The organism is Roseivirga sp. E12 (assembly GCF_017592825.1).
Lineage (GTDB): Bacteria > Bacteroidota > Bacteroidia > Cytophagales > Cyclobacteriaceae > Roseivirga.
Map to the genome: position 1 here is coordinate 122,057 of NZ_JAGFMD010000005.1, position 20,632 is coordinate 142,688.

General features: G+C 41.5%; 20 protein-coding genes and 1 riboswitch. Of the genes, 12 read left to right on the forward strand and 8 right to left on the reverse strand.

Annotated features, from left to right (window positions below):
* Positions 1 to 82: 82 nt before the first annotated feature.
* Together J4E76_RS12895 and J4E76_RS12900 are read left to right on the forward strand one after the other, a co-directional pair.
* Entirely contained in the window at positions 83 to 1,360 is a 1,278-nt protein-coding gene (locus J4E76_RS12895; RefSeq protein WP_208504783.1) for a Glu/Leu/Phe/Val dehydrogenase, read from the forward strand.
* A 13-nt stretch (positions 1,361 to 1,373) separates the two neighbouring features.
* A complete protein-coding gene (locus tag J4E76_RS12900) occupies positions 1,374 to 2,036 on the forward strand; it encodes a phosphatidylserine decarboxylase family protein (RefSeq protein ID WP_208505060.1) in 663 nt (220 codons plus the stop codon).
* Here J4E76_RS12900 and J4E76_RS12905 read toward each other — a convergent pair.
* Both J4E76_RS12905 and ribD read right to left on the reverse strand, forming a co-directional pair.
* Positions 2,028 to 2,510, reverse strand: a complete 483-nt coding sequence (locus J4E76_RS12905) for a GAF domain-containing protein (RefSeq protein ID WP_208504785.1) — start codon at positions 2,508 to 2,510, stop codon at positions 2,028 to 2,030. The genes J4E76_RS12900 and J4E76_RS12905 overlap by 9 nt on opposite strands.
* Positions 2,511 to 2,527: 17 nt before the next feature.
* The gene (ribD, locus tag J4E76_RS12910) at positions 2,528 to 3,571 is read right to left on the reverse strand and encodes a bifunctional diaminohydroxyphosphoribosylaminopyrimidine deaminase/5-amino-6-(5-phosphoribosylamino)uracil reductase RibD (protein ID WP_236017445.1); all 1,044 of its coding nucleotides are present in this window, start codon (positions 3,569 to 3,571) and stop codon (positions 2,528 to 2,530) included.
* A 50-nt stretch (positions 3,572 to 3,621) separates the two neighbouring features.
* Here ribD and prmC point away from each other — a divergent pair, with 50 nt between their 5' ends.
* From prmC to J4E76_RS12930, 4 genes are all read left to right on the forward strand, one after another.
* On the forward strand, positions 3,622 to 4,467 hold the full coding sequence (prmC, locus tag J4E76_RS12915; protein WP_208504787.1) for a peptide chain release factor N(5)-glutamine methyltransferase: 846 nt from the start codon (positions 3,622 to 3,624) through the stop codon (positions 4,465 to 4,467).
* Complete coding sequence (locus J4E76_RS12920; protein WP_208504789.1) at positions 4,464 to 5,150, forward strand: alpha/beta fold hydrolase; 687 nt, start codon at positions 4,464 to 4,466, stop codon at positions 5,148 to 5,150. Before prmC ends, J4E76_RS12920 begins: the two co-directional genes overlap by 4 nt.
* Before the next feature lie 97 nt (positions 5,151 to 5,247).
* Entirely contained in the window at positions 5,248 to 5,613 is a 366-nt protein-coding gene (locus J4E76_RS12925) for a BlaI/MecI/CopY family transcriptional regulator (RefSeq protein WP_208504791.1), read from the forward strand.
* Positions 5,614 to 7,326: a M56 family metallopeptidase gene (locus J4E76_RS12930; RefSeq protein WP_208504793.1), complete on the forward strand. Its 1,713-nt coding sequence runs from the start codon at positions 5,614 to 5,616 to the stop codon at positions 7,324 to 7,326. It abuts the gene before it with no gap.
* Positions 7,327 to 7,376: 50 nt separating this feature from the next.
* Here J4E76_RS12930 and J4E76_RS12935 read toward each other — a convergent pair whose 3' ends face one another.
* The 6 genes from J4E76_RS12935 to pnuC form a co-directional block, all read right to left on the reverse strand.
* Positions 7,377 to 8,024 carry a hypothetical protein gene (locus J4E76_RS12935; RefSeq protein WP_208504795.1) on the reverse strand — a complete coding sequence of 216 codons (648 nt, stop codon included), beginning with the start codon at positions 8,022 to 8,024 and terminating at the stop codon, positions 7,377 to 7,379.
* Between the two features lie 3 nt (positions 8,025 to 8,027).
* Positions 8,028 to 9,026 carry an ROK family protein gene (locus J4E76_RS12940; protein WP_208504798.1) on the reverse strand — a complete coding sequence of 333 codons (999 nt, stop codon included), beginning with the start codon at positions 9,024 to 9,026 and terminating at the stop codon, positions 8,028 to 8,030.
* A gap of 159 nt (positions 9,027 to 9,185) precedes the next feature.
* Positions 9,186 to 10,079 carry a hypothetical protein gene (locus J4E76_RS12945; RefSeq protein ID WP_208504800.1) on the reverse strand — a complete coding sequence of 298 codons (894 nt, stop codon included), beginning with the start codon at positions 10,077 to 10,079 and terminating at the stop codon, positions 9,186 to 9,188.
* An 82-nt stretch (positions 10,080 to 10,161) separates the two neighbouring features.
* Positions 10,162 to 12,618: a TonB-dependent receptor gene (locus J4E76_RS12950; protein ID WP_208504803.1), complete on the reverse strand. Its 2,457-nt coding sequence runs from the start codon at positions 12,616 to 12,618 to the stop codon at positions 10,162 to 10,164.
* A 53-nt stretch (positions 12,619 to 12,671) separates the two neighbouring features.
* Positions 12,672 to 12,787, reverse strand: a riboswitch (TPP riboswitch).
* Positions 12,788 to 12,820: 33 nt separating this feature from the next.
* The gene (locus J4E76_RS12955) at positions 12,821 to 13,330 is read right to left on the reverse strand and encodes an AAA family ATPase (protein ID WP_236017446.1); all 510 of its coding nucleotides are present in this window, start codon (positions 13,328 to 13,330) and stop codon (positions 12,821 to 12,823) included.
* Positions 13,327 to 13,965, reverse strand: coding sequence for a nicotinamide riboside transporter PnuC (gene pnuC / locus J4E76_RS12960; protein ID WP_208504805.1), 639 nt, complete (start codon positions 13,963 to 13,965; stop codon positions 13,327 to 13,329). The genes J4E76_RS12955 and pnuC overlap by 4 nt, the downstream gene beginning before the upstream one ends.
* Positions 13,966 to 14,017: 52 nt before the next feature.
* Between pnuC and J4E76_RS12965 the strand changes: the two genes are divergently transcribed.
* The 6 genes from J4E76_RS12965 (at position 14,018) to J4E76_RS12990 (ending at position 20,629) form a co-directional block, all read left to right on the forward strand.
* Positions 14,018 to 14,545 (forward strand): thioredoxin family protein, encoded by a 528-nt coding sequence (locus J4E76_RS12965; RefSeq protein WP_208504807.1) that lies wholly within the window; start codon positions 14,018 to 14,020, stop codon positions 14,543 to 14,545.
* Between the two features lie 76 nt (positions 14,546 to 14,621).
* Positions 14,622 to 15,707: an aminotransferase class V-fold PLP-dependent enzyme gene (locus tag J4E76_RS12970; RefSeq protein ID WP_236017447.1), complete on the forward strand. Its 1,086-nt coding sequence runs from the start codon at positions 14,622 to 14,624 to the stop codon at positions 15,705 to 15,707.
* Positions 15,700 to 16,113 (forward strand): DoxX family protein, encoded by a 414-nt coding sequence (locus J4E76_RS12975; protein ID WP_208504811.1) that lies wholly within the window; start codon positions 15,700 to 15,702, stop codon positions 16,111 to 16,113. Before J4E76_RS12970 ends, J4E76_RS12975 begins: the two co-directional genes overlap by 8 nt.
* A 93-nt stretch (positions 16,114 to 16,206) precedes the next feature.
* Positions 16,207 to 17,676, forward strand: a complete 1,470-nt coding sequence (gene guaB / locus J4E76_RS12980) for an IMP dehydrogenase (RefSeq protein ID WP_236017448.1) — start codon at positions 16,207 to 16,209, stop codon at positions 17,674 to 17,676.
* 63 nt (positions 17,677 to 17,739) lie between these two features.
* Positions 17,740 to 19,731, forward strand: a complete 1,992-nt coding sequence (locus J4E76_RS12985; RefSeq protein ID WP_236017451.1) for a CBS domain-containing protein — start codon at positions 17,740 to 17,742, stop codon at positions 19,729 to 19,731.
* The gene (locus tag J4E76_RS12990) at positions 19,724 to 20,629 is read left to right on the forward strand and encodes a succinylglutamate desuccinylase/aspartoacylase family protein (RefSeq protein WP_208504813.1); all 906 of its coding nucleotides are present in this window, start codon (positions 19,724 to 19,726) and stop codon (positions 20,627 to 20,629) included. Before J4E76_RS12985 ends, J4E76_RS12990 begins: the two co-directional genes overlap by 8 nt.
* Positions 20,630 to 20,632 lie beyond the last annotated feature (3 nt).

A 20,632-nucleotide genomic window follows, 5' to 3' on the forward strand; every position in this document is an offset into this window, starting at 1 on the left:
AAAATAAGCTGTTTCCTCTTGGATGTATTCGCTTAAAATTTCCTTAATTTTGGCACAGTCTTAAAACAATATTAAGCTCCCTATGGGTTACATTGAACCGGCTCCGATTAAGGACAAGGCAAATCCTTTCGAGTCAATGATGTCCAGATTCAATATCGCTACAGAAGCACTGGGTCTAGACGAAGAAGTTTACAACGTTTTAAAATCTCCATCTAAGCAAGTTTCCGTTTCCTTACCCGTCACTATGGACGATGGTTCTATCAAGGTATTTGAGGGTCACCGTGTGATTCACTCTAATATTTTAGGGCCTTCCAAGGGTGGTGTTCGTTACGCAATGGATGTGAACATTGACGAGGTAAAAGCACTTGCTGCTTGGATGACTTGGAAATGTGCCGTGGTAGATATACCATATGGCGGTGCAAAAGGTGGCATTAGATGTAATCCTAGAGAGATGTCTGCCGGTGAAATTGAGCGATTGACAAGGGCATACACCCAATCAATGACTGGTGTTTTTGGCCCAGATCGCGATATTCCTGCACCAGACATGGGCACTGGCCCCAGAGAAATGGCTTGGCTAATGGATGAGTACTCTCGTTCTATGGGTACTACTGTTAATGCCGTGGTTACCGGTAAGCCATTGGTACTTGGAGGTTCGCTCGGTAGAGTTGAAGCAACAGGCCGTGGTGTTATGGTTTCTGCTTTAGCAGCTATGGAAAAATTAAAAATTAACCCTTACCATGCATCTATAGCTGTACAAGGGTTTGGAAACGTGGGATCTTATGCCGCGCTGCTAATGGCAGAACGTGGCTGTACTATTGCTGCTATTAGTGATATCTCGGGCGCTTACTACAATGAAAATGGTATCGATATCAATAAGGCCATTGGATATCGTAATAATAATAACGGTACGTTAGAAGGTTTTGATGGGGCTGAATTGATGTCTGATCCCGCAGACCTTTTGATATTAGATGTTGACGTACTCGTCCCTGCTGCTGTCGAAGACGTAATTCACTCTGGTAATGTCGATGATGTAAAAGCAAAGTTAATTGTGGAAGGAGCCAACGGCCCTACGTCTGCAGAAGCAGATGCAATTATCAACGAAAAAGGAATTATGGTAGCACCAGATATTTTGGCGAATGCCGGTGGTGTGACAGTATCATATTTTGAATGGGTACAAAACAGATTAGGCTACAAATGGACTCGTGAAAGAGTGAACCGTAGATCTGACAGGATTATGAAAGATGCCTTTGACAAAGTCTACAAAGCCTCTCAAAAGTATAACGTACCTATGCGAATTGCGGCTTACATTGTTGCAATAGACAAAGTATCCGAAACCTATAAATACAGGGGAGGATTCTAATCGAAAATTGATGATTAAAATTCATAAAGAAGGAAGAGTACTTTTAACGGTACTCTTTCTTGTTCTTACAGCCCTCAACTTAGGTCTCTTCTATTTACTGGAGATCCAAGAAGATATATTCTTGGCTGTAGCTGGGTTCAGCCTTCTTATTTTTATTTTCTTCTTACAATTTTTTCGCAACCCAAGAAGAAAGATTGAAATCAATGACAAGCATGTTCTTGCTCCAGCTGATGGTAAAATTGTGGTTATAGAAACGACAGAGGAACATGAGTATTTCGGAGGTAAAGAAAGAATTCAGGTGTCAATATTTATGTCACCGTTAAACGTTCATGTGAATCGGAACCCTGTTACAGGACTGATCAAATATTTTAAATATCACCCTGGTAAATACTTAGTGGCTTGGCATCCAAAATCGAGCACTGAGAATGAACGGACTACCATTGTTTATGAGATTCATAAAGGAGTGGAAATTCTAGTAAGACAGATTGCAGGAGCTGCCGCCAGAAGGATCAAATGGTATATTGACGAGGAGCAGAGTGTGATCCAAGGAAAAGAGTTCGGCTTTATAAAGTTTGGATCACGCGTGGATTTATTCTTCCCAATCGGGACTGAAATCAATGTACAAAAAGGTCAAAAGACCAAGGGCGGAGAAACAGTTATTGCAACGCTAGAGTAGGTTCTCAATAATTCGCATCAGGCCTTCAAGGCATTCTCTATCCACATCATCAAAATCATTCAATTGATCTGAGTCTACATCGAGAATTAGGGCTACTTCTGAATTCTTAAAAGCTGGAAGTACAATCTCCGACTTAGAATCCGAGCTGCAGGCAATATGTCCTGGAAACTCATCAACATTTTGGACAACCAAAGTTTTGCCTTCAGCCCAAGTGGTACCACAAACACCACGACCTTTTGCTATACGAGTGCATGCAATTGGCCCTTGAAATGGCCCTAAGACTAATTCATCATTCTTTACGATGTAAAACCCTACCCAAAAATATCCCATGCCGAATTTCAAGGCAGAAGCAATATTGGCCAGGTTGGCAACTAAATCAGTCTCTCCTGTAACCAATGCCTCAATTTGAGGGATCAACGATTTATATCTTTCCGCCTTCGTAGCGCTGTCTTCAATGAATAATTCTTCAGCCATAAGTTCTACTAACTACTTTATAAAATAGATGGTTCCGGATTTAAGTAAATGCTCAAATTGTCATTGCCTATCTGCAATGAATCCAGCATTTGACCTTCAACAATCGGAGCGGCAATTCCTTTCTCAAATTCCATATTAGCCGTAAAGATTCTGGCTTCGTCCCAGAGTCCCTGTTCAATGAATGAACTCAAGAGTGCACTGCCTCCCTCTATGATAATAGACTGAATTTTACGATCGTATAGGTCTTTGAGAATAAAGGTCAGGTAATTCTCCTCCCCAACATTAATATACTCGAGATTGTGTGCGGACTGACTCTTTTGTGCATTATAAACCAGTGTTCTTTGTTGACCATCGAATAGCTTTAGTTCGCTTGAGAGTGTCAGGTTCTTATCAATCACTACTCTCACGGGGTCATCACCATTCCAATTTCTGACGTTGAGCTGGGGATCATCATATTGTGCTGTTCGAGTACCTACCATAATAGCATCTTCTTCTGCTCTCCATTGGTGCACCATATTTCTTGATGCCTCCCCGCTGATCCATTTAGAATCGTAATTTTCTCGAGCCACGAAACCGTCAGCAGTCTGTGCCCATTTCAAAATCACATAGGGTCTTTTCTTTTCAATAAAAGTGAAAAACCTGCGGTTCAAAGCTCTGGATTCTTCGGCCAAAAGACCATCACTGACATCTATACCGGCATCGATCATACGTGCTATTCCCTTTCCTCCAACCAGAGGATTGCTATCAACAGCACCAACGACCACACGTTTCACTCCTTTGCTTACCAATAGATCAGCACAAGGAGGAGTTTTGCCATGATGGGCGCATGGTTCTAAGGTAACATAGGCTGTAGCCTCTTTAAGCAACGATTGTTTCGATACATCATTTATTGCATTCACCTCCGCATGCCCCTCACCATATTTCCTGTGCCATCCTTCCCCTATAACCTGTTCCTCATGAACAATCACGCATCCGACCATGGGGTTTGGACTCACCTTGCCCCTGCCTAATTCGGCTAGTTCAAGTGCGCGTTGCATGAAGAAGGAATCCTGATCGCTCATTGGAGTCGCAAGTTAGCCAAAGCCACTAATTATTTCACTTATTTTGTAGCATGCCCTTAGTGAGACCAAAGGAAATATTTGTACGCATAAAAAGCACACTGACAGAGGTGTATGACGAACGTGAATCTACTGCTATTGCAAAAAACTATCTGGCCGATCGCTTCCACATAGATAGCATCAAGTTAGCAATCAATAGTCCTTTTTCAATTGATGAGAGTCTTCTGACACATGATCTCAGGCGGTTAACCCATGGCACTCCTTATCAACACATTGTGGGCTTTACTGAGTTTTATGGGAGGAAATTTCTGACCAACCAGCATGCACTAATTCCGAGACCAGAGACTGAGGAGTTAGTCGATTGGATTGTTAGGGAGAATCAGATATCGTCACCTTCTATCTTGGACATAGGAACAGGTACAGGGTGTATACCTATTTCTCTAAAGGCTGAGATACCCAATGCCGAGTGCAGCGCAATGGACATATCTGCAGGTGCTTTGGATTTGGCTGAAAAGAACGCTAAGAAAAATGAAGTTGATGTCTGCTTCTTGCAGGTGGATATTCTTAATGAAGCCTTAGAGTCCAATCGATACGACATTATCGTGAGCAACCCACCTTACATTCCCAATGCCGATCGTAATCAGATGCATATCAACGTTCTTGACCATGAACCTGACATCGCTCTGTTTGTAGCGGATGAGACTCCATTGATTTTTTATCAGGTCATAGCTGAAAAATCCATTGATGCACTTAGAAAAGGTGGACATTTGTTTTTTGAAATTCATGAAAGCTTGGGGCAGCAAGTGATTGAATTGCTGGCTTCTTTCGGCTACTCAAAAATCGAACTAAGAAAGGACTTACAGGGGAAGGACAGAATGATAAAAGCAATCCAATCATGAAAAAACAACTAATTCTACTTCACGGTGCCTTGGGTTACAAAGGAGACTTCGATCCTATTGTACCGTTATTATCCGCAAACTTTGAAATCTTCAGCTTTAATTTTTCAGGCCATGGGCAACAGTCCTTTTCCGCTGATGGCTTCGGAATTGAAATATTTGCTCAGGAGTTGGAGGACTTCATTAAAAAAAACGGACTTGTCCGACCGTCAGTATTTGGATATAGCATGGGAGGTTATGTTGCCCTCTATCTGGCTACTATCAATAAGGAAGTCTTGGGTAAAATATTGACCCTTGGCACAAAGTTCGAATGGACACCGGAAAGTGCCCATCATGAAACCTCAAGAATGAACCCAGACGTAATGGCCGAAAAAATACCCGCGTATACGGTTGTGCTTCAGGCCGCTCATGGCAAGGGATGGAAAACATTAGTAGAACAAACCGCTGGTATGATGATAGAATTGGGCGAGTCGCCTCTACTCACCAAGGATAGCCTTTCCTCAATCGAGATTCCTATCGGAATCAAGCGAGGAGAGAAAGACCATATGGTCAGCGAGGAAGAATCTCGTTTGGCAGCATCACACATTCCTGGAGCAAAATTTTCAATTGTACCGGCAACTAAGCATCCAATCAATACTGTCAATCCATCCGTTCTTGCTAGGTTAATTAAGTCGGAACTGTCTTAAAACCAATAAAGAGAGGTAAGTTCTACTATTTTTTTAATAGAAATACTATTTATATAGTTTATCTACTATATTTATAGTAATACTTTATTGTACCCATATGAAAGAGCTTACAAAAGCAGAGGAAAAAATTATGCAATTGTTATGGAAGCTTGAAAAAGCTTTCACTCGTGAGATTGTCGACCAGTTTGAATCTGATCCTCCAAGTTATACCACTGTAGCCACCGTTTTAACTGTTTTAGAACAAAAGGGATTTGTTGCGCATGAGATGCTTGGTAATAGCAAGCGTTTCTATCCATTAGTCACCAAGGACAAGTACAGTGATTTTGCCATGTCTAGTGTAATGGGTAAATATTTTGAAGGCTCATTGAGCCGTATGGTCTCCTTTTTTGCTGATCGTAAAAAGATGGACTTAAATGAACTCGATCAGATTATTAAGATTCTAGAAGACAAAAAGGATAAATAGATGATACAAGATCTACTGCTCTGGAGCCTTCAAGTGAGTTTACTTATTGTACTAATGTATGGTGCTTATTGGCTACTATTCAGAAAGAATACCTATTTCCAGCTTCGTAGGCTGACGGTACTTTTCTGCCTATTGCTAGCCATACTCATTCCTTCCATGGAAATAGAAGTGCAACTGCCTTGGTCAAACCCAATAGAGAGGCAACTCGAATCCATTACATTCGAACCTGATTTTCATTTGGAGACATCTGTTACAATATCTCCGCAAGCCGAAACCGAAGCGTTAGAGACTTCTCAGAAATTCAGTTGGCAGGAATTACTTCTTAACGCTTATCTAATCGGTCTATGTATAGCAGCGGGCTTGTTCCTGCTTGAAATCATCAAACTGGCTAACTGGTACTACTTTGGTGCTCGGAGAACGGATATCCAAGACAATGTCATTACTCACAAAGGCATAAAGTATCCTTTCTCTTTTTGGAAATGGATATTTATTCCACAAGAAACAGATTATGACCAAGACACTTGGGAAATTATCGAAAAACACGAATCTGCCCACTTAAACCAGCACCACACATTGGACATGGTGCTTATCAATCTTATACAGTGCTTCTTTTGGTATAACCCAGTTATCTATCTTATTCAAAGAGAACTAAAAGAGAATCATGAAGCCCTAGCCGATCGATCTGTATTGAACACTACTGACTTCAGGGTTTATGCCCAAGCTTTAGTCAGTGTAAGTATCAACTTCAGCGCTCTGAAGCTAGGACATTCATTCGCACTAATCTCCACTCTTTCAAAAAGAATTACAGCTATGCAAACTAAAAGAACCGCCATGACAAAAACCCTTTCCAGTGTTATAATGATGACCTTAATAGTGGCTTGTTTGACTGTAGCAAATGTTTTAAAGAGTCAGGACCTAGCTCAAGTAACCTCACGGGAAGAGGCCTTAGAAATAGTCAAAAGAAGAAATAGCAGAAACATACCGTTCTTGATTTTTTCAGAATTAACGGATAAACATCAGAGAATTTTGGATAGACTCAAAGCAGCATATCCTGAAAAAACCATCCTCTTTGCTTATAGCAAAAATCCACAGTCGTATGATTTTTTGGAAAGAAGACAACATAAACAAAAGGCTTTATACTTCGACAAACTTGATGACAACGAAAAAAGTGAGTTAATCGAGATTATAAAAAGTGACACCATGAAACTACTGTCGAATCGAATGCTCATAAATGCTGAAACTAAGTACAAATTTTCCCCCATGGAGTTGATGCAAGAAATTGAGACTTCGATTAACTACAATGCAAATTACATAGCCTTTTATGAACCTTCTAAAGAAAAGTTAGAGGACAAAATCTATGATATATCGGAAGTTGATATAAAACCTGAGCCTATGGGAGGCATTGAAACATTCGTCAGAGCAATCGCTCTGGACATAGAGATTCCGAAGCAAATCAATAAAAGGGACATACCAGCATCCATTGACTTTGAAGTAGTTATTAATGGAGGGACATTATTGACGAATATTAAACTATTGACTGAACTGAAAGGCTCTGACAAAAAGAATAAAGAAATGTATCTATTTTTCGGTCAAGTGCACGATATGATGCGAGCAAAAGTCAGAGAGTTCTATGTCTGGAAGCGAGGTATAAAGGATGGCAAAGAAGTACGGGTTAGAACGACTATTGCCATTCCTACTAAGTATATGATGTGATTATTTATCATAGACCTAGTACTGAGTCGGTTCATCTGAACTGACTCTTTTTATTTGTAGATATCAGTTTCTACTGATTCTACTACCCAAAGTGGCTTTCGATTTGTCACTAGACTGATCCTACCACTAATTTCCGCAGTTAATTCGATAGGTTCTAGGAGCATTTCATTCTGCCAATCGGTGTAGAAGCCTGTTGAGGAAAAGAAGGTATTTCTAGCAATTGGATGAATGCCAAATACCTGACCAGTAGATACCCACTTCTCAAACCTTCCTTCTTTGACAAAAATCCATTTTTGGTCATTGTAGAAAAGCACCGAATCCATTTCGCGAGAAAACTCCTTGATTAAGTCAAGGACTTTGGAATTGAAGATATCAGCCAGCACATTTACTGCTTGGTGATTGTGATCCTTCAGGAAAATATAGGCGGCATTGAGCAAATCGGTGGATTCAAAGCCTAATAATTGAACTGGTGATTGGACCTTAAGCTTTGGTTTTAGTGACTCAATCTCATCGAATCTGGCGACAACCACATCTATCTTTATACCCCATTGCAGTACTTCGTTTAGGGCTTTGGAAGTCACAACAACTGTGGGACTCCATTCTAATAGCAAGTCGACAAACTCAGCACTTAATGCAATAGGATCGTCTATTAATAAGGCTGGCTCTTGCTCGTCTCTGACAATATGATGTGATGACATGATCTAAACTGCTCGTGCTTGTTGTGGCACGCGGATAACTTCACTGTTTGCAATTTCGCTCCAAACGAGCGCACTTGCACCTAAAACAGCAGCATTTTTATCCATTAACTCAGACAGTCTAATACTTATCTTTCCCTTATATCCAGGGTAGAGGTATTCATTAAATGATTTCTTGGTGGCCTCAATCAAAATATCCCCAGCCTTGGCAAGGCCTCCAAAAAGAAATATAGACTCAGGGCTAGTTACGGCAGCGGCATCCGCCAATTTAAGACCCAACAAGTCAGAAGTGTATTCGTAAGCCTCTAATGCTACCGGATCTCCGGCAAGGGCCATCTCGGTAATTTTCTTAGCGGTCAATGACTCGTAGGTATATGCGCGTAAAGGTGTGTCTATATTATTTGTTGCCAACAATTTGAAGACTGTCCTTATAATACCAGAAGCAGATGCGTAAGTTTCCAAACATCCTCTCTTACCGCAGTTGCATTCGCGCCCATCAGGATATACGTTGGTATGGCCTAGCTCACCTGCAAGACCATCATGTCCGTAAATTAATTTACCTCTTGTTACTAAGCCCGATCCAAGTCCCGTACCCAGAGTCACGACTATAAAGTCGTTCATGTCCTTTGCCCCTCCGAATACCTTTTCGCCAATAGCAGCTGCATTAGCATCATTGGTCAAAACCATTGGTAAATCGAAGTATTTGGTAAACATGTCGATGAAAGGCACAATACCTTTCCAATTCAGGTTTGGAGCGTGCTCGATGGTACCTTCGTAGTAATTTCCGTTAGGAGCACCAATACCTATTCCAATAATCTCGAAGGAATCATTGATACTGTCCAGCCCTTTGTTGATGGCTTGGCTTAAAGCCTCCAAGAAAGGCTCAATAGTCTCGTGTGTATAGGTCGGAATAGAACCCTCCATAAGAACATTCCCATCTACATCCACCAATCCAAATTTGGTGAAGGTACCTCCAATATCTATCCCGATGGCGGTTTCTTTCATTTTGCCCATTTTCGGTAGCAACACGAAATGTTGGTACCATTTGCTCTTTTATATTGCCAAATCAGCTCAGGAATGGCTAAAAGGCCATTAAATATGCATAATACCTCGACCTTTTTTAGTCCTTGTCTATGCTTTTCACTGTAAACGATTGCATAAAAATTATGGGCGTTCGTTCTCGCTCAGCCATGCCATCACATTTCTAAGAAGAATTGCATTCCCTTCCGCACCATTTGTGTTCATTCCCACCTTCATTTTTTGAGCTCCAGCCAACTGGGTTGTGAACATGGCAGCTTCACCAAAAACGGCCACTCGACCTGAGCCATACTCTAGTAAAGCTCCTTGAAACCACCCACCAATCTTTCGCCTATTAGTATCTTCATTAAAGCGCCAAGCAGTGTCGGGCTCAAGAGAAAATGATCCTTCAGGAAATCTCAAAAGCCCAGTGGCTTCCTCAGGAATTTCAAAGGCCTGACCAGTAAAACTCATTACATGATCGATTCCTTGTGTGATAGAATTATTAAGTAGCGTCTGATCCGCTTTTGTCCATTCATCAAAGCCATTTTGACTTGGAAAACGAGCAAAACCATTGGTGAAATTGAAGCCAAAGGATTCAGCCAACGTGGCTGCCGCACCACCGAAAGGCATATGATCGGCAATTAGAAACAGCCTTCCACCCCCTTTTACCCAATTATTTATGGATTGGATTTCGGCAAGTGAGTAGGCTGATGGGTTAGGTAGCACCCAGTTACCAATATTACTTTCGTGAATAGGGTTAGAAATGACTAAGACATTAATCTCTTTGAGCTTTTCATCGTTGATTTCTCCACTCAATTCTGACATTTGAAAACCATCTTCAGACAGTAGCTTTCCAAATGAAGCATACCTCCCATCCAGGGTGTGAAAGTTATTATGTCCTGCATCGATTGCCACTTTTAGGCCCTTTCCTTTAGCATAGAGTGGTTTTGATATTTCATGGTTAAAGTCTGGATCGCCCACCTGTTGGGCATAAGCCTGGATCGAAAGAAATAAGAGGAATAAGTAATAGTATTTCATTCAACTAATTTATTAGTTTATGGGAAAAAGAAAAAGGGATATCTACTTTCGACATCCCTTTTTCCTAAACCTCTAAAATAGCCTAGAATGATAAGCCTAATGACAACAAGAAATTAGTCCCTGCTTGTGGATAGAAATAGTTCTCCCTTACCTCGAAGCTTTGACCACCAAAGTATCCGAATGTATAGCCGTTAGACTCGTATTCTGTGTTCAATAGGTTATTGACAAGAAGGTTGATGGAAACCTCTTTTATCAAATTGGTTTCGAAGGCATAATTGATTCTGAGATCATTTACGAAGAAGGCGTCTATCTTTCTTGCTTCATTGGATGTATTATCCAAAAATTGATCACCCACATACTTTGAAAGTAAAGCAACCTCAAGGCCCGATGTCGGAATAAAAGCCAACTGGCTACCGGCCACCACACTAGGGGAAAAGCTGATATCCGTATCAGTGAAAGTCGTTCTCACTTCGTTGAATTCATCAAAGGCCGGTCCAAAATCAAAGATGATCTCGTCAAAGGTTTTAATTCGGTTTTGACTTAGGGCAACATTGGCAGACCAATAAAGACCTTTAGTCAACTTCATTATTCCTGATAACTCAATACCCATTCTGTAACTGTCTGGCACATTGGTTCTGACGCCCGCACCAACATCATTCACCTCACCCGTCAAAACGAATTGGTTCCTATAATCCATTAAATAGAAGTTGGCTTCGAATGAATTGCTCTTGGATTGTCGTTTATACCCAATTTCTAAGTTGTTTAAAGTCTCATGCTTTGGATCGACTCCCGAGGTAGCATCAATAATATCAGACCTATTAGGCTCCTTATTACCAATAGCAAATGAAGCGTAGAGGCTCGCATTATTATTGAGTTGATAAGTGGCTCCGACTTTCGGATTGAAGAAGTTGAAATTTTTATCAAAGTCAATTGGCCTTAAATCATTGTCCACACCTAGACCATTATAATCCACAGTACGATACTGCAAATCCCCAAACAGATTCAACTTCTCATTGGCTTGATAATTGATCTTTAAGTAAGAGTTAAAGTCGACTTTTTCAGATGTACTCTCATAGTAGCGCTCTCGAATATTACTACTTCCAGCGAACCTGGCCCAAATGACCTCTCCAAAATGATCACCAATGTATTCATTAATTGCGCCACCGAAAGTAGCATCAACCTTACCACTTGAGTAATTCAAGTCATACACCAATCCGTAAAAGTCATTGTCTAACCACCGTCTTCTGATCAAGTCTGAACTCGAAACCGTTGCCCCTCCAAGTACTACATCAGCAATACCATAGTCGGCCAGATCATCATCGTTTCTGAATTCTTCAAAGAAACCTCCACCTTTAGTATAGTGACCAGCTAGGCTCATATTCCATTCGGCACTGAAGTTATGACTCATGTGTAACTGATAATGGTCTTGCCCATAATCATCCACTTGATTGTCATACTCATAGAAGTTATAGCTTCGACCTGAATTTCTGAGGTTGGCTGCCTGAGCGGCTGTAAAACCGTTATTAACAATCACGGCCTCAATTCCGGCCGCATCATTTCTCAATCGTGCCTCAGGTGTGCCATACCAGCTTTGATAGGTAACCTCATCACCACCAAATGTGATGAACTTCACACTTGTCTTCTTCCCAAAGTATCCACCAGATAGATAGTAAGACTGCAAATCCGAAGAAGCTCTATCCACGAAACCATCCGATGTTATCTGGGATAACCTGCCTTCAAATGCCCACCTATCTTTCAAAAGACCTGTCGAAAAGATAGCATTATACTTCTGTGTGTTGAAAGAGCCTACACTTGTGTTCACCTCTGCCTTGGCCTCTTGACTCAAGCCATTGGTCAGAATGTTGATTGAACCTCCGAAAGCTCCAGCGCCATTAGTAGATGTACCCACACCACGCTGCACCTGAATATCAGCAGCAGACGAGGCAAAGTCGGGTGTATTTACCCAAAAGACACCTTGCGATTCTGAATCATTGACCGGAATACCGTTGATGGTTACATTAATTCTGGTCGGATCACTACCTCGAATACGTATGCCTGTGTAACCAATGCCTGCTCCGGCATCAGAAGTTGTGACTACTGAGGGTATCCAGTTAAGCAAAAATGGAAGGTCTTGTCCAAGGTTCTGTTTTCTGATTTCCTCACTACTTACATTGGTAAATGTAGTAGGTGTTTTCTCAGTAGCCCTCGTTCCAGTGACAATCACATCAGCCAGGCTAGTCGTGCTTCTGTCAAGGGAGATATTCAAATTTAAATTCCCAGTTATCTCAATTGATCTCTCATAACTAGTAAACCCAACCATCCTAAGAACAAGTGTGTAATTGCCGTCAGTGACATTTTGAAAAGAGAATTCTCCCTCCTCATTGGTTGCCATAGCCATTGTGCTGTTCCGTAAGATCACGCTGGCTCCTACCAGAGACTCACCACTTTCGGCATCCTTCACTTTTCCACTGATTGTGTGCTGTGCAAGCACTGTCAGTCCTGTCAGCAACATGGCTGACATCAAAATAATTTTTCTCATTAATAAATTTTAAATGGTTCAACTTAGAAAAGCTAAGGGGTAGCTTTCCCGTCCTTTTGTTTTACCATACCTCCCTGCGGCAGCATTATCTGCATCAGGTTCAATGGGTATAATCTCAGCCTTTTTTTAATTCTGGACTTTCCAGAAATAGGCACCCCTTTATTGGCCGCAAGTTAATAAGAAAATGGATTAGCTAAGCGCTTTATAAAATAAGATTGATGTAGCCAATGGCTTCCTCGAGTCGCTCTGAATGATCTCCTTTGACAACATGGAAATTCGATCCGCTATCGATGAGTGTCTTTTTGTAGATTTCGAACAGCTCTCCTCTTTGATTGGGGCTCTCTCTCAGTGGATCATCTTCATAGGGAATATCAAAGTCCGTAAGCAAGTATAAATCCGCCCTATTCATTGCAAGCTGTTGCTCGATCCACGGATCGCAACTTCCATACTTGAACTCACTCCAAATCTTGATCACCAGCAAATCTGTGTCAAGAAAGATCAATCGTTTTGCCTTCTTCTTGATACGATTCTCCGAAGCCACTTGGCCTTTAGCTATCTCTACCAAATCTGATTGTGTATAAGACCTACCGAGTTCGGTCAAATATTCACGGGCATATTCTTTCACCCATTCGGTTTGAAAGTGGTTCGCCAAAGATTTGGCCAAAGTAGTTTTGCCTGTGCTTTCAGGGCCTACAATTCCTATTGTGATCATTTCGAAGGAACGGTCATTGTTTTTTTCCAAGCCAGATAACCCGCAACGGCCATACCAATGTAAACTAGATAAAGCGCTGAGTAGAAGTATAACTCTTTGTAAAAGTAGATTCCTGTGGCCAATACATCGACAACAAACCAGTAATACCAATTATCAATTTTTTTTCGTGCCGTGAGCCACATACCCGCAACACTCAATACTGATGTTGTGCTATCCCAATACGGAAGTGCTGGTGGATCAACACCTTCGAAAATCGATGGAATGGCTATTAAAAGTTGGGCAAAAACTATCACTCCAATAATGGTTGCTAAAAACGTTAACAGCATCGATCTGGAGGTAGAGTGAGTAATCTTAATCTTGCTTTCAGAATCACTCCCACCGCCTCGCCAGTACATCCAGCCATAGATATTAAGAACTAAGAAAAAAACATGTAACAGAAAATCGCCATAGAGCCGAGCTTGCCAGAATACCACAAACGAAACAAGCACATATAGGATCCCGAAGGGCCAAGTCCAGATGCTCTGCCTTATCAGATAAATAACAGCCAGTAGTCCGGCAATTAAACCGGTTAACTCCCAAATACTGATCTGTGAAGAATAGTCAACTACTTGTTGCCATATCTCGTTGAACTGCATGCCGCCAAATATAGGATTAATCGGTATATTTCAATGATTCAAACCATGCCTTATGGAAATGTATAAAGCCCTTATTGCTCTCATTATATTACTTATTGTCTTCCCACTTGCTACCTCGGCTCAAGAAAAGGAGTACAATGTCGAAACCGAAAGCGTCTCGGAATATGTAGACAAAATATTAAACGGCCCTATCACTAAAGAGGGTCTGCAAAAGCTACCCTATAAAGTTTGGTTCAACACCAATTACAAAACCTATCTGGTAGATACGAACACGCTCAAAAACATAAGACGAAGACAACTAAAAGGATTAAAGATTTTAGTCTTTATGGGGACATGGTGTCATGATAGTAATCGCGAAATTCCTCGTCTCATTCGAGTATGTGAAGAATTAGGCATTTACGACCAACTGGAGCTTTATGCCGTTGATGTGAACAAAAAAAGTCGATTGGGGAAAGAGAAAGACTTTAATATAAGAAAAACACCGACCATCATTTTGATGCGTGATGGCACAGAAATAGCCCGCATCTTAGAAGAACCTGAAGTATCATTTGAGCAAGACTTTGAGAAAATATTGAAATAACATGTTAACCGATCAAAGACACCTTTTCAATCTACCTGATGACATTACCTACCTAAATTGTAGCTACATGTCTCCAATGCTTAAATCCGTAGCTGAAATAGGAGTTAGAGCCATCTATGATAAGGATGACCCAAGTTCTAACAGACCAGAGAGTTTTTTTGAAAACACGAGTGCTTTAAGGACCGAGTTTGCCAAGCTGATTGGCGCGCCATCAGAAAGATCATGTGCTATTACGCCATCGGTTTCCTATGCTTTGGCCAATGTTGCCAAAAATTTGAAAGCTGGTAAAGGCGATAACATGGTCATCGCTGACGAACAATTTCCTAGTAATTTCTATGCCTGGGATGCACTCTCAAAAGAAAGGGGCATTACACTCAAAGTGGTTTCAGCTCCTGACATGATCGAAGGACGTGCTCAAAGGTGGAATGAGCTCATTTTGGAGGCCATTGACACTAATACTAAGATGATTGCCACAGGACATGTACACTGGGCCGATGGCACCAAGTTTAACCTGGCGGCTATACGCAAGAGAGCAGATGAAGTAGGGGCTATTGTGGTGATTGATGGTACACAATCGATCGGTGCACTACCCTTTAGTGTATCCGAATTTAGACCAGATGCCGTAGTTGCAGCTGGTTATAAATGGATGATGGGACCTTACGCTTCTGGTGTTTCTTATTTTGGGGAATACTTCCAAGACGGAAGTCCCATAGAGAATAACTGGATGAATCGACTCAACAGTGAAGATTTCGGCAACCTAGTCAACTATCAAGAGCAGTATCAGCCAGGTTCAATTCGCTATGAGGTGGGTGAAAGTGCTAATTTCATATTGACACCTATGTTAACAAGGGCCATTGCCCAAGTTAATGAATGGGGTCCCGAAAATATTCAGACCTACTGTGAAAATCTGACGACACCTTATATCTCAGAACTCAGAGAGCTTGGGGTTCAAATAGAATCAGAGGCCTATAGAGGTCGTCATCTATTCGGCCTTCGACTTCCTTCGCACATGAACATGGAAGAAATCAAGCAACAATTTGCCGAAAGAAGAATCTTCGTCTCTATCCGTGGAAATTCTATTCGCATTTCTCCTAACCTCTATAATCTGGAAAGCGACTTAGAAAGACTTGTTGATAGCTTCAAGGTGATGGACCATGCTTAATAAGACCATCGTTGCTTTCTTTGCGAGAGTACTACTCGGCATCATCTTCTTAATGCAGGGTTTTGGCAAAGTCTTTACTTGGGGATTTGATGGCGTTTACAATAGTTTTAAGCCTTATGAAGAAACCTTCCTCCCGAAGTTTCTAGTCGTTTTTAGTGCTTATTATACATCATATGTTGAGTTAATTGCTGGAGCTCTACTAGTGATTGGTCTATTCAAGAATTATGCTTTATATGCACTAGCCTCCGTACTCTTAATCGTTTCTTTCGGTCACGGCCTGAGCTCTCCCATCTGGAACCTAAATGATGTTATGTGGCGATCGATATTGCTGATTTTCCTTTTGGTCATCCCTAAAGAGTGGGACAAGTGGCAAGTCGAAAATATTATGAGGCCAAAACGTCAATAAAGGACGATTGAAAATTATTTCTCCTTAGCCGTTTTTTGAATCGACCAATCTGCGTACTTTTGTCCGGCAAATAAAACCAAGTATTTATTTGCCATGCCTATAGATTCCAGCAAATTCCTTTTCGAAGCACTTACATATGATGATGTGCTTCTTCTCCCAGCATATTCAGAAGTTTTACCAAGAGACACGAATACAAAGACGTGGCTAACTAAGAACATTCAGTTGAACATTCCATTGGTTTCTGCCGCGATGGATACTGTCACGGAACATCAATTAGCCATTGCCATGGCACTTGAGGGAGGTTTAGGGTTTATTCATAAAAACATGACTGTTGAACAACAGGCCCTTCAGGTAAGAAAGGTAAAGCGTTCTCAGAGTGGAATGATTCTCGATCCGGTAACCCTACATGTAGATAGTACTGCAAGAGATGCGGAACTCATCATGCGAGAAAATAAAATTGGAGGTATTCCAGTTGTAGATGGCGACAAAAACTTGATAGGCATTGTCACCAATCGCGATATGCGATTTATCAAGAACATGGCTACTCCGGTAAAGGACATTATGACCAAAGACAATGTCATTACTGGTAAAATGGGAATTAGCTTGGACGATGCAGAAGGCGTGCTGCAAGAGTACAAAATTGAAAAACTTCCGATTGTCGATGATAAGGGCCAGCTCACTGGCTTAATCACTTATAAAGACATTCTGAAAAATAGGGACAGACCCAACGCTTGTAAAGACGAATTCGGAAGATTGAGAGTCGGAGCAGCAGTTGGTGTGACCCCCGACATCGATGACAGAATTGATGCTTTGATGAATGCAGGTGTAGATGTCGTTAGTATTGACACTGCTCATGGGCACTCAAAAGGAGTTATTGATACGGCAAAACGTATCAAGAAAGCATATCCAAACCTAGATGTAATTGTTGGTAATGTAGCGACTGCGGAAGCTGCCAAAGCACTTGTTGAAGCTGGAGCTGATGCCATCAAAGTGGGTGTGGGCCCTGGTAGCATCTGTACTACAAGAGTAATCGCTGGAGTGGGAATGCCGCAGCTTTCAGCAGTGTATGAAGCAGCCAAAGCCATCAAAGGCTCAGGTGTACCGATCATTGCTGATGGTGGTGTGAGGTATTCAGGTGATGTTGTTAAAGCCATTGCTGGTGGTGCAAATACGGTTATGATCGGATCACTACTTGCTGGTACTGAGGAGGCTCCAGGTGAAGTAATTCTTTACGAGGGCAGGAAATTCAAATCTTACCGAGGTATGGGTTCTGTTGAGGCCATGGAAGACGGTTCTAAAGATCGCTACTTCCAAGATGCTGAAGATGACATTAAGAAACTGGTACCAGAAGGCATTGTTGGCCGAGTGCCATTCAAAGGCTCTGTTCAAGAAGTGCTTTATCAAATTACTGGTGGATTACAAGCAGGAATGGGATACTGCGGAGCAGGAACCATAGAGCAAATGCAAGAAGCCAAGTTTGTAAAAATCACTGGTGCTGGTGCTAAAGAAAGTCATCCGCATGATATTTTCATTACACGAGAAGCTCCTAACTACAGTCGGTAAGATAAAATAGCCCTACCCGACTGATACCGTTTTCATGACTTAAATCAGGGTAACACCCTGATAATGTCACTCTTATTCTATGTTACTCTGACTAACCTTGTTCCTGAGAACATAGCATTGGTTAGTATGGGTGACTTGAATGTAAAGGTAATCAAGACGCAAAAGCAGCTCAACGACTTCACGAGGTGTCTGTTGAAGGATGTTCATTTGCTTGAACAAATGATCGAAAATGACTGGTTTGAAACTGGTCAAATGCATATAGGAGCAGAACAAGAATTCTGTTTAATCGGCAAGCATTATAAGCCAGCCACCAAAGCTTCCGAAGTACTCCAAAAACTCAATCACCCATCTTTTACCACCGAACTAGGTCAATTCAATATCGAAGCAAACCTTGCTCCCCAAGCCTTCAAAGAAGATTGCTTTGCAAAACTGGAAGGAGAACTAAATACTCTTCTAGACAAACTAGAACCTGTATGCAATAAGCTCGGAATCGATTACCTCTTAACTGGAATTCTACCAACCCTCAGGAAATTTGACCTTGCTATTGAGAATATCACGCCCCTCGATCGGTACTATGCACTAGCCGAAGCCATAGGCAAGATGAGAGGCAAGGAGTTTGAATTACACCTCAAAGGTTTTGACGAACTCAATTTAAAATTCGACTCCGTGATGCTCGAAGCCTGCAACACGAGCTTTCAAGTTCACTTGCAGGTAAGGCCTGACGAGTTCGTTGATCAATACAACATCTCACAACTACTCGCAGCACCTACAGTTGCGGTGGGCAGTAATAGCCCGATGCTATTTGGTAAGCGGCTTTGGCATGAAACCCGAATTGCCCTGTTCCAAAAATCCGTTGACACCCGCATTACCAATGACCATATAAGAGACCGAAGCCCACGGGTAACCTTCGGTAATTCATGGCTCAAGAATTCTGTATTGGAGCTGTTCAAAGAAGATATCTCCAGATTTAGAGTAATGTTAATGACAGGTCAAGAGGACGCATCACAAAATGAATTCGAACAGGGAATCACACCTCAACTAAAGGCACTTTCTATTCACAATTCAACAGTTTATCGCTGGAACCGACCCTGTTATGGTATCAGTCCTAGTGGAAAGCCTCATCTGAGAATTGAAAATCGTGTGTTGCCATCTGGGCCAACCGTCTTGGATGAAATGGCCAATACCGCCTTTTGGATTGGGGCTATGAGTGGCTTCAAGGATCAATACCAAAACGTTCCAAGCCTTATTGATTTCGATCAGGTTAAATCAAATTTCTATAGTGCAGCAACACAGGGTATGAATACCAAACTCCGATGGCTGAATGGACAAAGAATGAGTCTAAACGAACTTATTCTTAAAGAACTACTCCCCATTGCTAAAGAAGGTTTGGCCAAAAATAAGGTCAACAAAGGAGATATTGACAAGTATCTTGGCGTCATTGAAGAACGCGTCAAATCCAACCAAAATGGAACGAATTGGATTCTAAAATCTTACAGCCATCTGGCAAAAGATGCCACTAAGGAAGAAATACTGCTGTCCATTACTTCTTCGATGCATCAAAATCAGCAGTCCAACAAACCTGTTCACCAGTGGCCCCTAGCCGATTTAAGTCATCTAGTCGGTTTAGATCCAGCTACCATTCTGGTAGAAGAATTCATGACTACCGATCTATTCACTGTTCAACAAGAAGATATTCTTGAACTAGTCGCAGATATGATGGATTGGCAGAACGTTCGGTTTACGCCTGTAGAAAACGATAAAGGAAAACTCATAGGCTTGATCAGTGCCAGAATGATGCTCAGACACTTTCGTAAAAACCATGAAAACGTTTCGGAGCAGAAAATGGTCAAAGACATCATGATTAAGGACCCTATCATCATTGACCCGGGCAAAACGGTCCATGATGCAATGGCCTTAATGAAGTCAAATGGTGTAGGATGTTTGCCCGTTGTGAAAAATCAAAAGCTAATTGGCATTGTTACTGAAGGCGACTTCTTAAATTTGACCTCCACAATACTCAAAATCTTAAAAGGAGCTGGAGATCTGAATGAATAGAATATTATACGAGAAGTCAGGGTCTGACAACAATGTGTTAATGATCGTGATTGGCGGTCTGCATGGCAACGAGTTATCCGGTGTCAAGGCAATTCAAAGTGTCTTTAATACGCTTGAAGAATCCAACATCAAAGTTCACGGAAAAATAGTCGGCATAGCCGGAAATCTACAGGCTATCAGCGAAAAGAAACGTTTTCTTAATTACGACCTCAACCGCTGTTGGACACAAGACTTCATAGATGAGATCTTAGCTAAACCTGAGTCACTTTGTGAAAAAGAAGATATTGAGCTTAGAGAACTTTACCATTTAATCTCCGACCTTCTCTCCGAGAATTATCGTCAGACCTACATCGTTGACTTACATGCTACTTCGGCAGACAATGGCAATTTCATAGTGCATGCGGGAATGCCTGCATATGATTCAGTCATCAAATCGTTGAAGTTGCCAATAGTCATGAATTTAGACGACTATATTCAAGGAACACTATTAAGGTATTTCAAAGCACCTACTGTGACCGCCTTCGCTTTTGAGGGTGGCCAAATTGGTGCCGAAAAAACCAAAGAGGTACATACTTACGGAATTTGGCAGTTGATGTCTGAATCAGGCTTGATCGATGAACAGCATGATATGTCGATGATTCTCCACTATCAGGAATTGTTAGGCTCCATGAAAAAGAATCAACCTAATATTCTCAGAGTGCTGCATCGCCATGAGGTAAAGCCGCATGACTTCTTTCACATGAAGCCAGGCTTTGACAGTTTTCAATTTGTGGAAAAAGGCGAACTGTTAGCCGAAGACAAAAGTGGTGAGATAAAAGCACCAATCGAAGGGCGCATTTTTATGCCACTATACCAAAATGCTGGTGATGATGGCTTTTTTATCGTAGAAGAAGTCTAAGCT

Excerpts from the sequence above, each read along its gene's own strand:
- J4E76_RS12950 (WP_208504803.1), bottom strand. The coding sequence starts at position 12,618 with ATGAGAAAAATTATTTTGATGTCAGCCATGTTGCTGACAGGACTGACA.
- J4E76_RS12930 (WP_208504793.1), top strand. The coding sequence starts at position 5,614 with ATGATACAAGATCTACTGCTCTGGAGCCTTCAAGTGAGTTTACTTATT.
- guaB (WP_236017448.1), top strand. The coding sequence starts at position 16,207 with ATGCCTATAGATTCCAGCAAATTCCTTTTCGAAGCACTTACATATGAT.
- J4E76_RS12985 (WP_236017451.1), top strand. The coding sequence starts at position 17,740 with ATGTCACTCTTATTCTATGTTACTCTGACTAACCTTGTTCCTGAGAAC.
- prmC (WP_208504787.1), top strand. The coding sequence starts at position 3,622 with ATGCCCTTAGTGAGACCAAAGGAAATATTTGTACGCATAAAAAGCACA.
- J4E76_RS12990 (WP_208504813.1), top strand. The coding sequence starts at position 19,724 with ATGAATAGAATATTATACGAGAAGTCAGGGTCTGACAACAATGTGTTA.
- J4E76_RS12905 (WP_208504785.1), bottom strand. The coding sequence starts at position 2,510 with ATGGCTGAAGAATTATTCATTGAAGACAGCGCTACGAAGGCGGAAAGA.
- J4E76_RS12925 (WP_208504791.1), top strand. The coding sequence starts at position 5,248 with ATGAAAGAGCTTACAAAAGCAGAGGAAAAAATTATGCAATTGTTATGG.
- J4E76_RS12940 (WP_208504798.1), bottom strand. The coding sequence starts at position 9,026 with ATGAAAGAAACCGCCATCGGGATAGATATTGGAGGTACCTTCACCAAA.
- J4E76_RS12895 (WP_208504783.1), top strand. The coding sequence starts at position 83 with ATGGGTTACATTGAACCGGCTCCGATTAAGGACAAGGCAAATCCTTTC.
- J4E76_RS12970 (WP_236017447.1), top strand. The coding sequence starts at position 14,622 with ATGCTTAAATCCGTAGCTGAAATAGGAGTTAGAGCCATCTATGATAAG.
- J4E76_RS12955 (WP_236017446.1), bottom strand. The coding sequence starts at position 13,330 with ATGATCACAATAGGAATTGTAGGCCCTGAAAGCACAGGCAAAACTACT.
- J4E76_RS12945 (WP_208504800.1), bottom strand. The coding sequence starts at position 10,079 with ATGAAATACTATTACTTATTCCTCTTATTTCTTTCGATCCAGGCTTAT.
- J4E76_RS12920 (WP_208504789.1), top strand. The coding sequence starts at position 4,464 with ATGAAAAAACAACTAATTCTACTTCACGGTGCCTTGGGTTACAAAGGA.
- ribD (WP_236017445.1), bottom strand. The coding sequence starts at position 3,571 with ATGAGCGATCAGGATTCCTTCTTCATGCAACGCGCACTTGAACTAGCC.
- pnuC (WP_208504805.1), bottom strand. The coding sequence starts at position 13,965 with ATGCAGTTCAACGAGATATGGCAACAAGTAGTTGACTATTCTTCACAG.
- J4E76_RS12965 (WP_208504807.1), top strand. The coding sequence starts at position 14,018 with ATGGAAATGTATAAAGCCCTTATTGCTCTCATTATATTACTTATTGTC.
- J4E76_RS12935 (WP_208504795.1), bottom strand. The coding sequence starts at position 8,024 with ATGTCATCACATCATATTGTCAGAGACGAGCAAGAGCCAGCCTTATTA.
- J4E76_RS12975 (WP_208504811.1), top strand. The coding sequence starts at position 15,700 with ATGCTTAATAAGACCATCGTTGCTTTCTTTGCGAGAGTACTACTCGGC.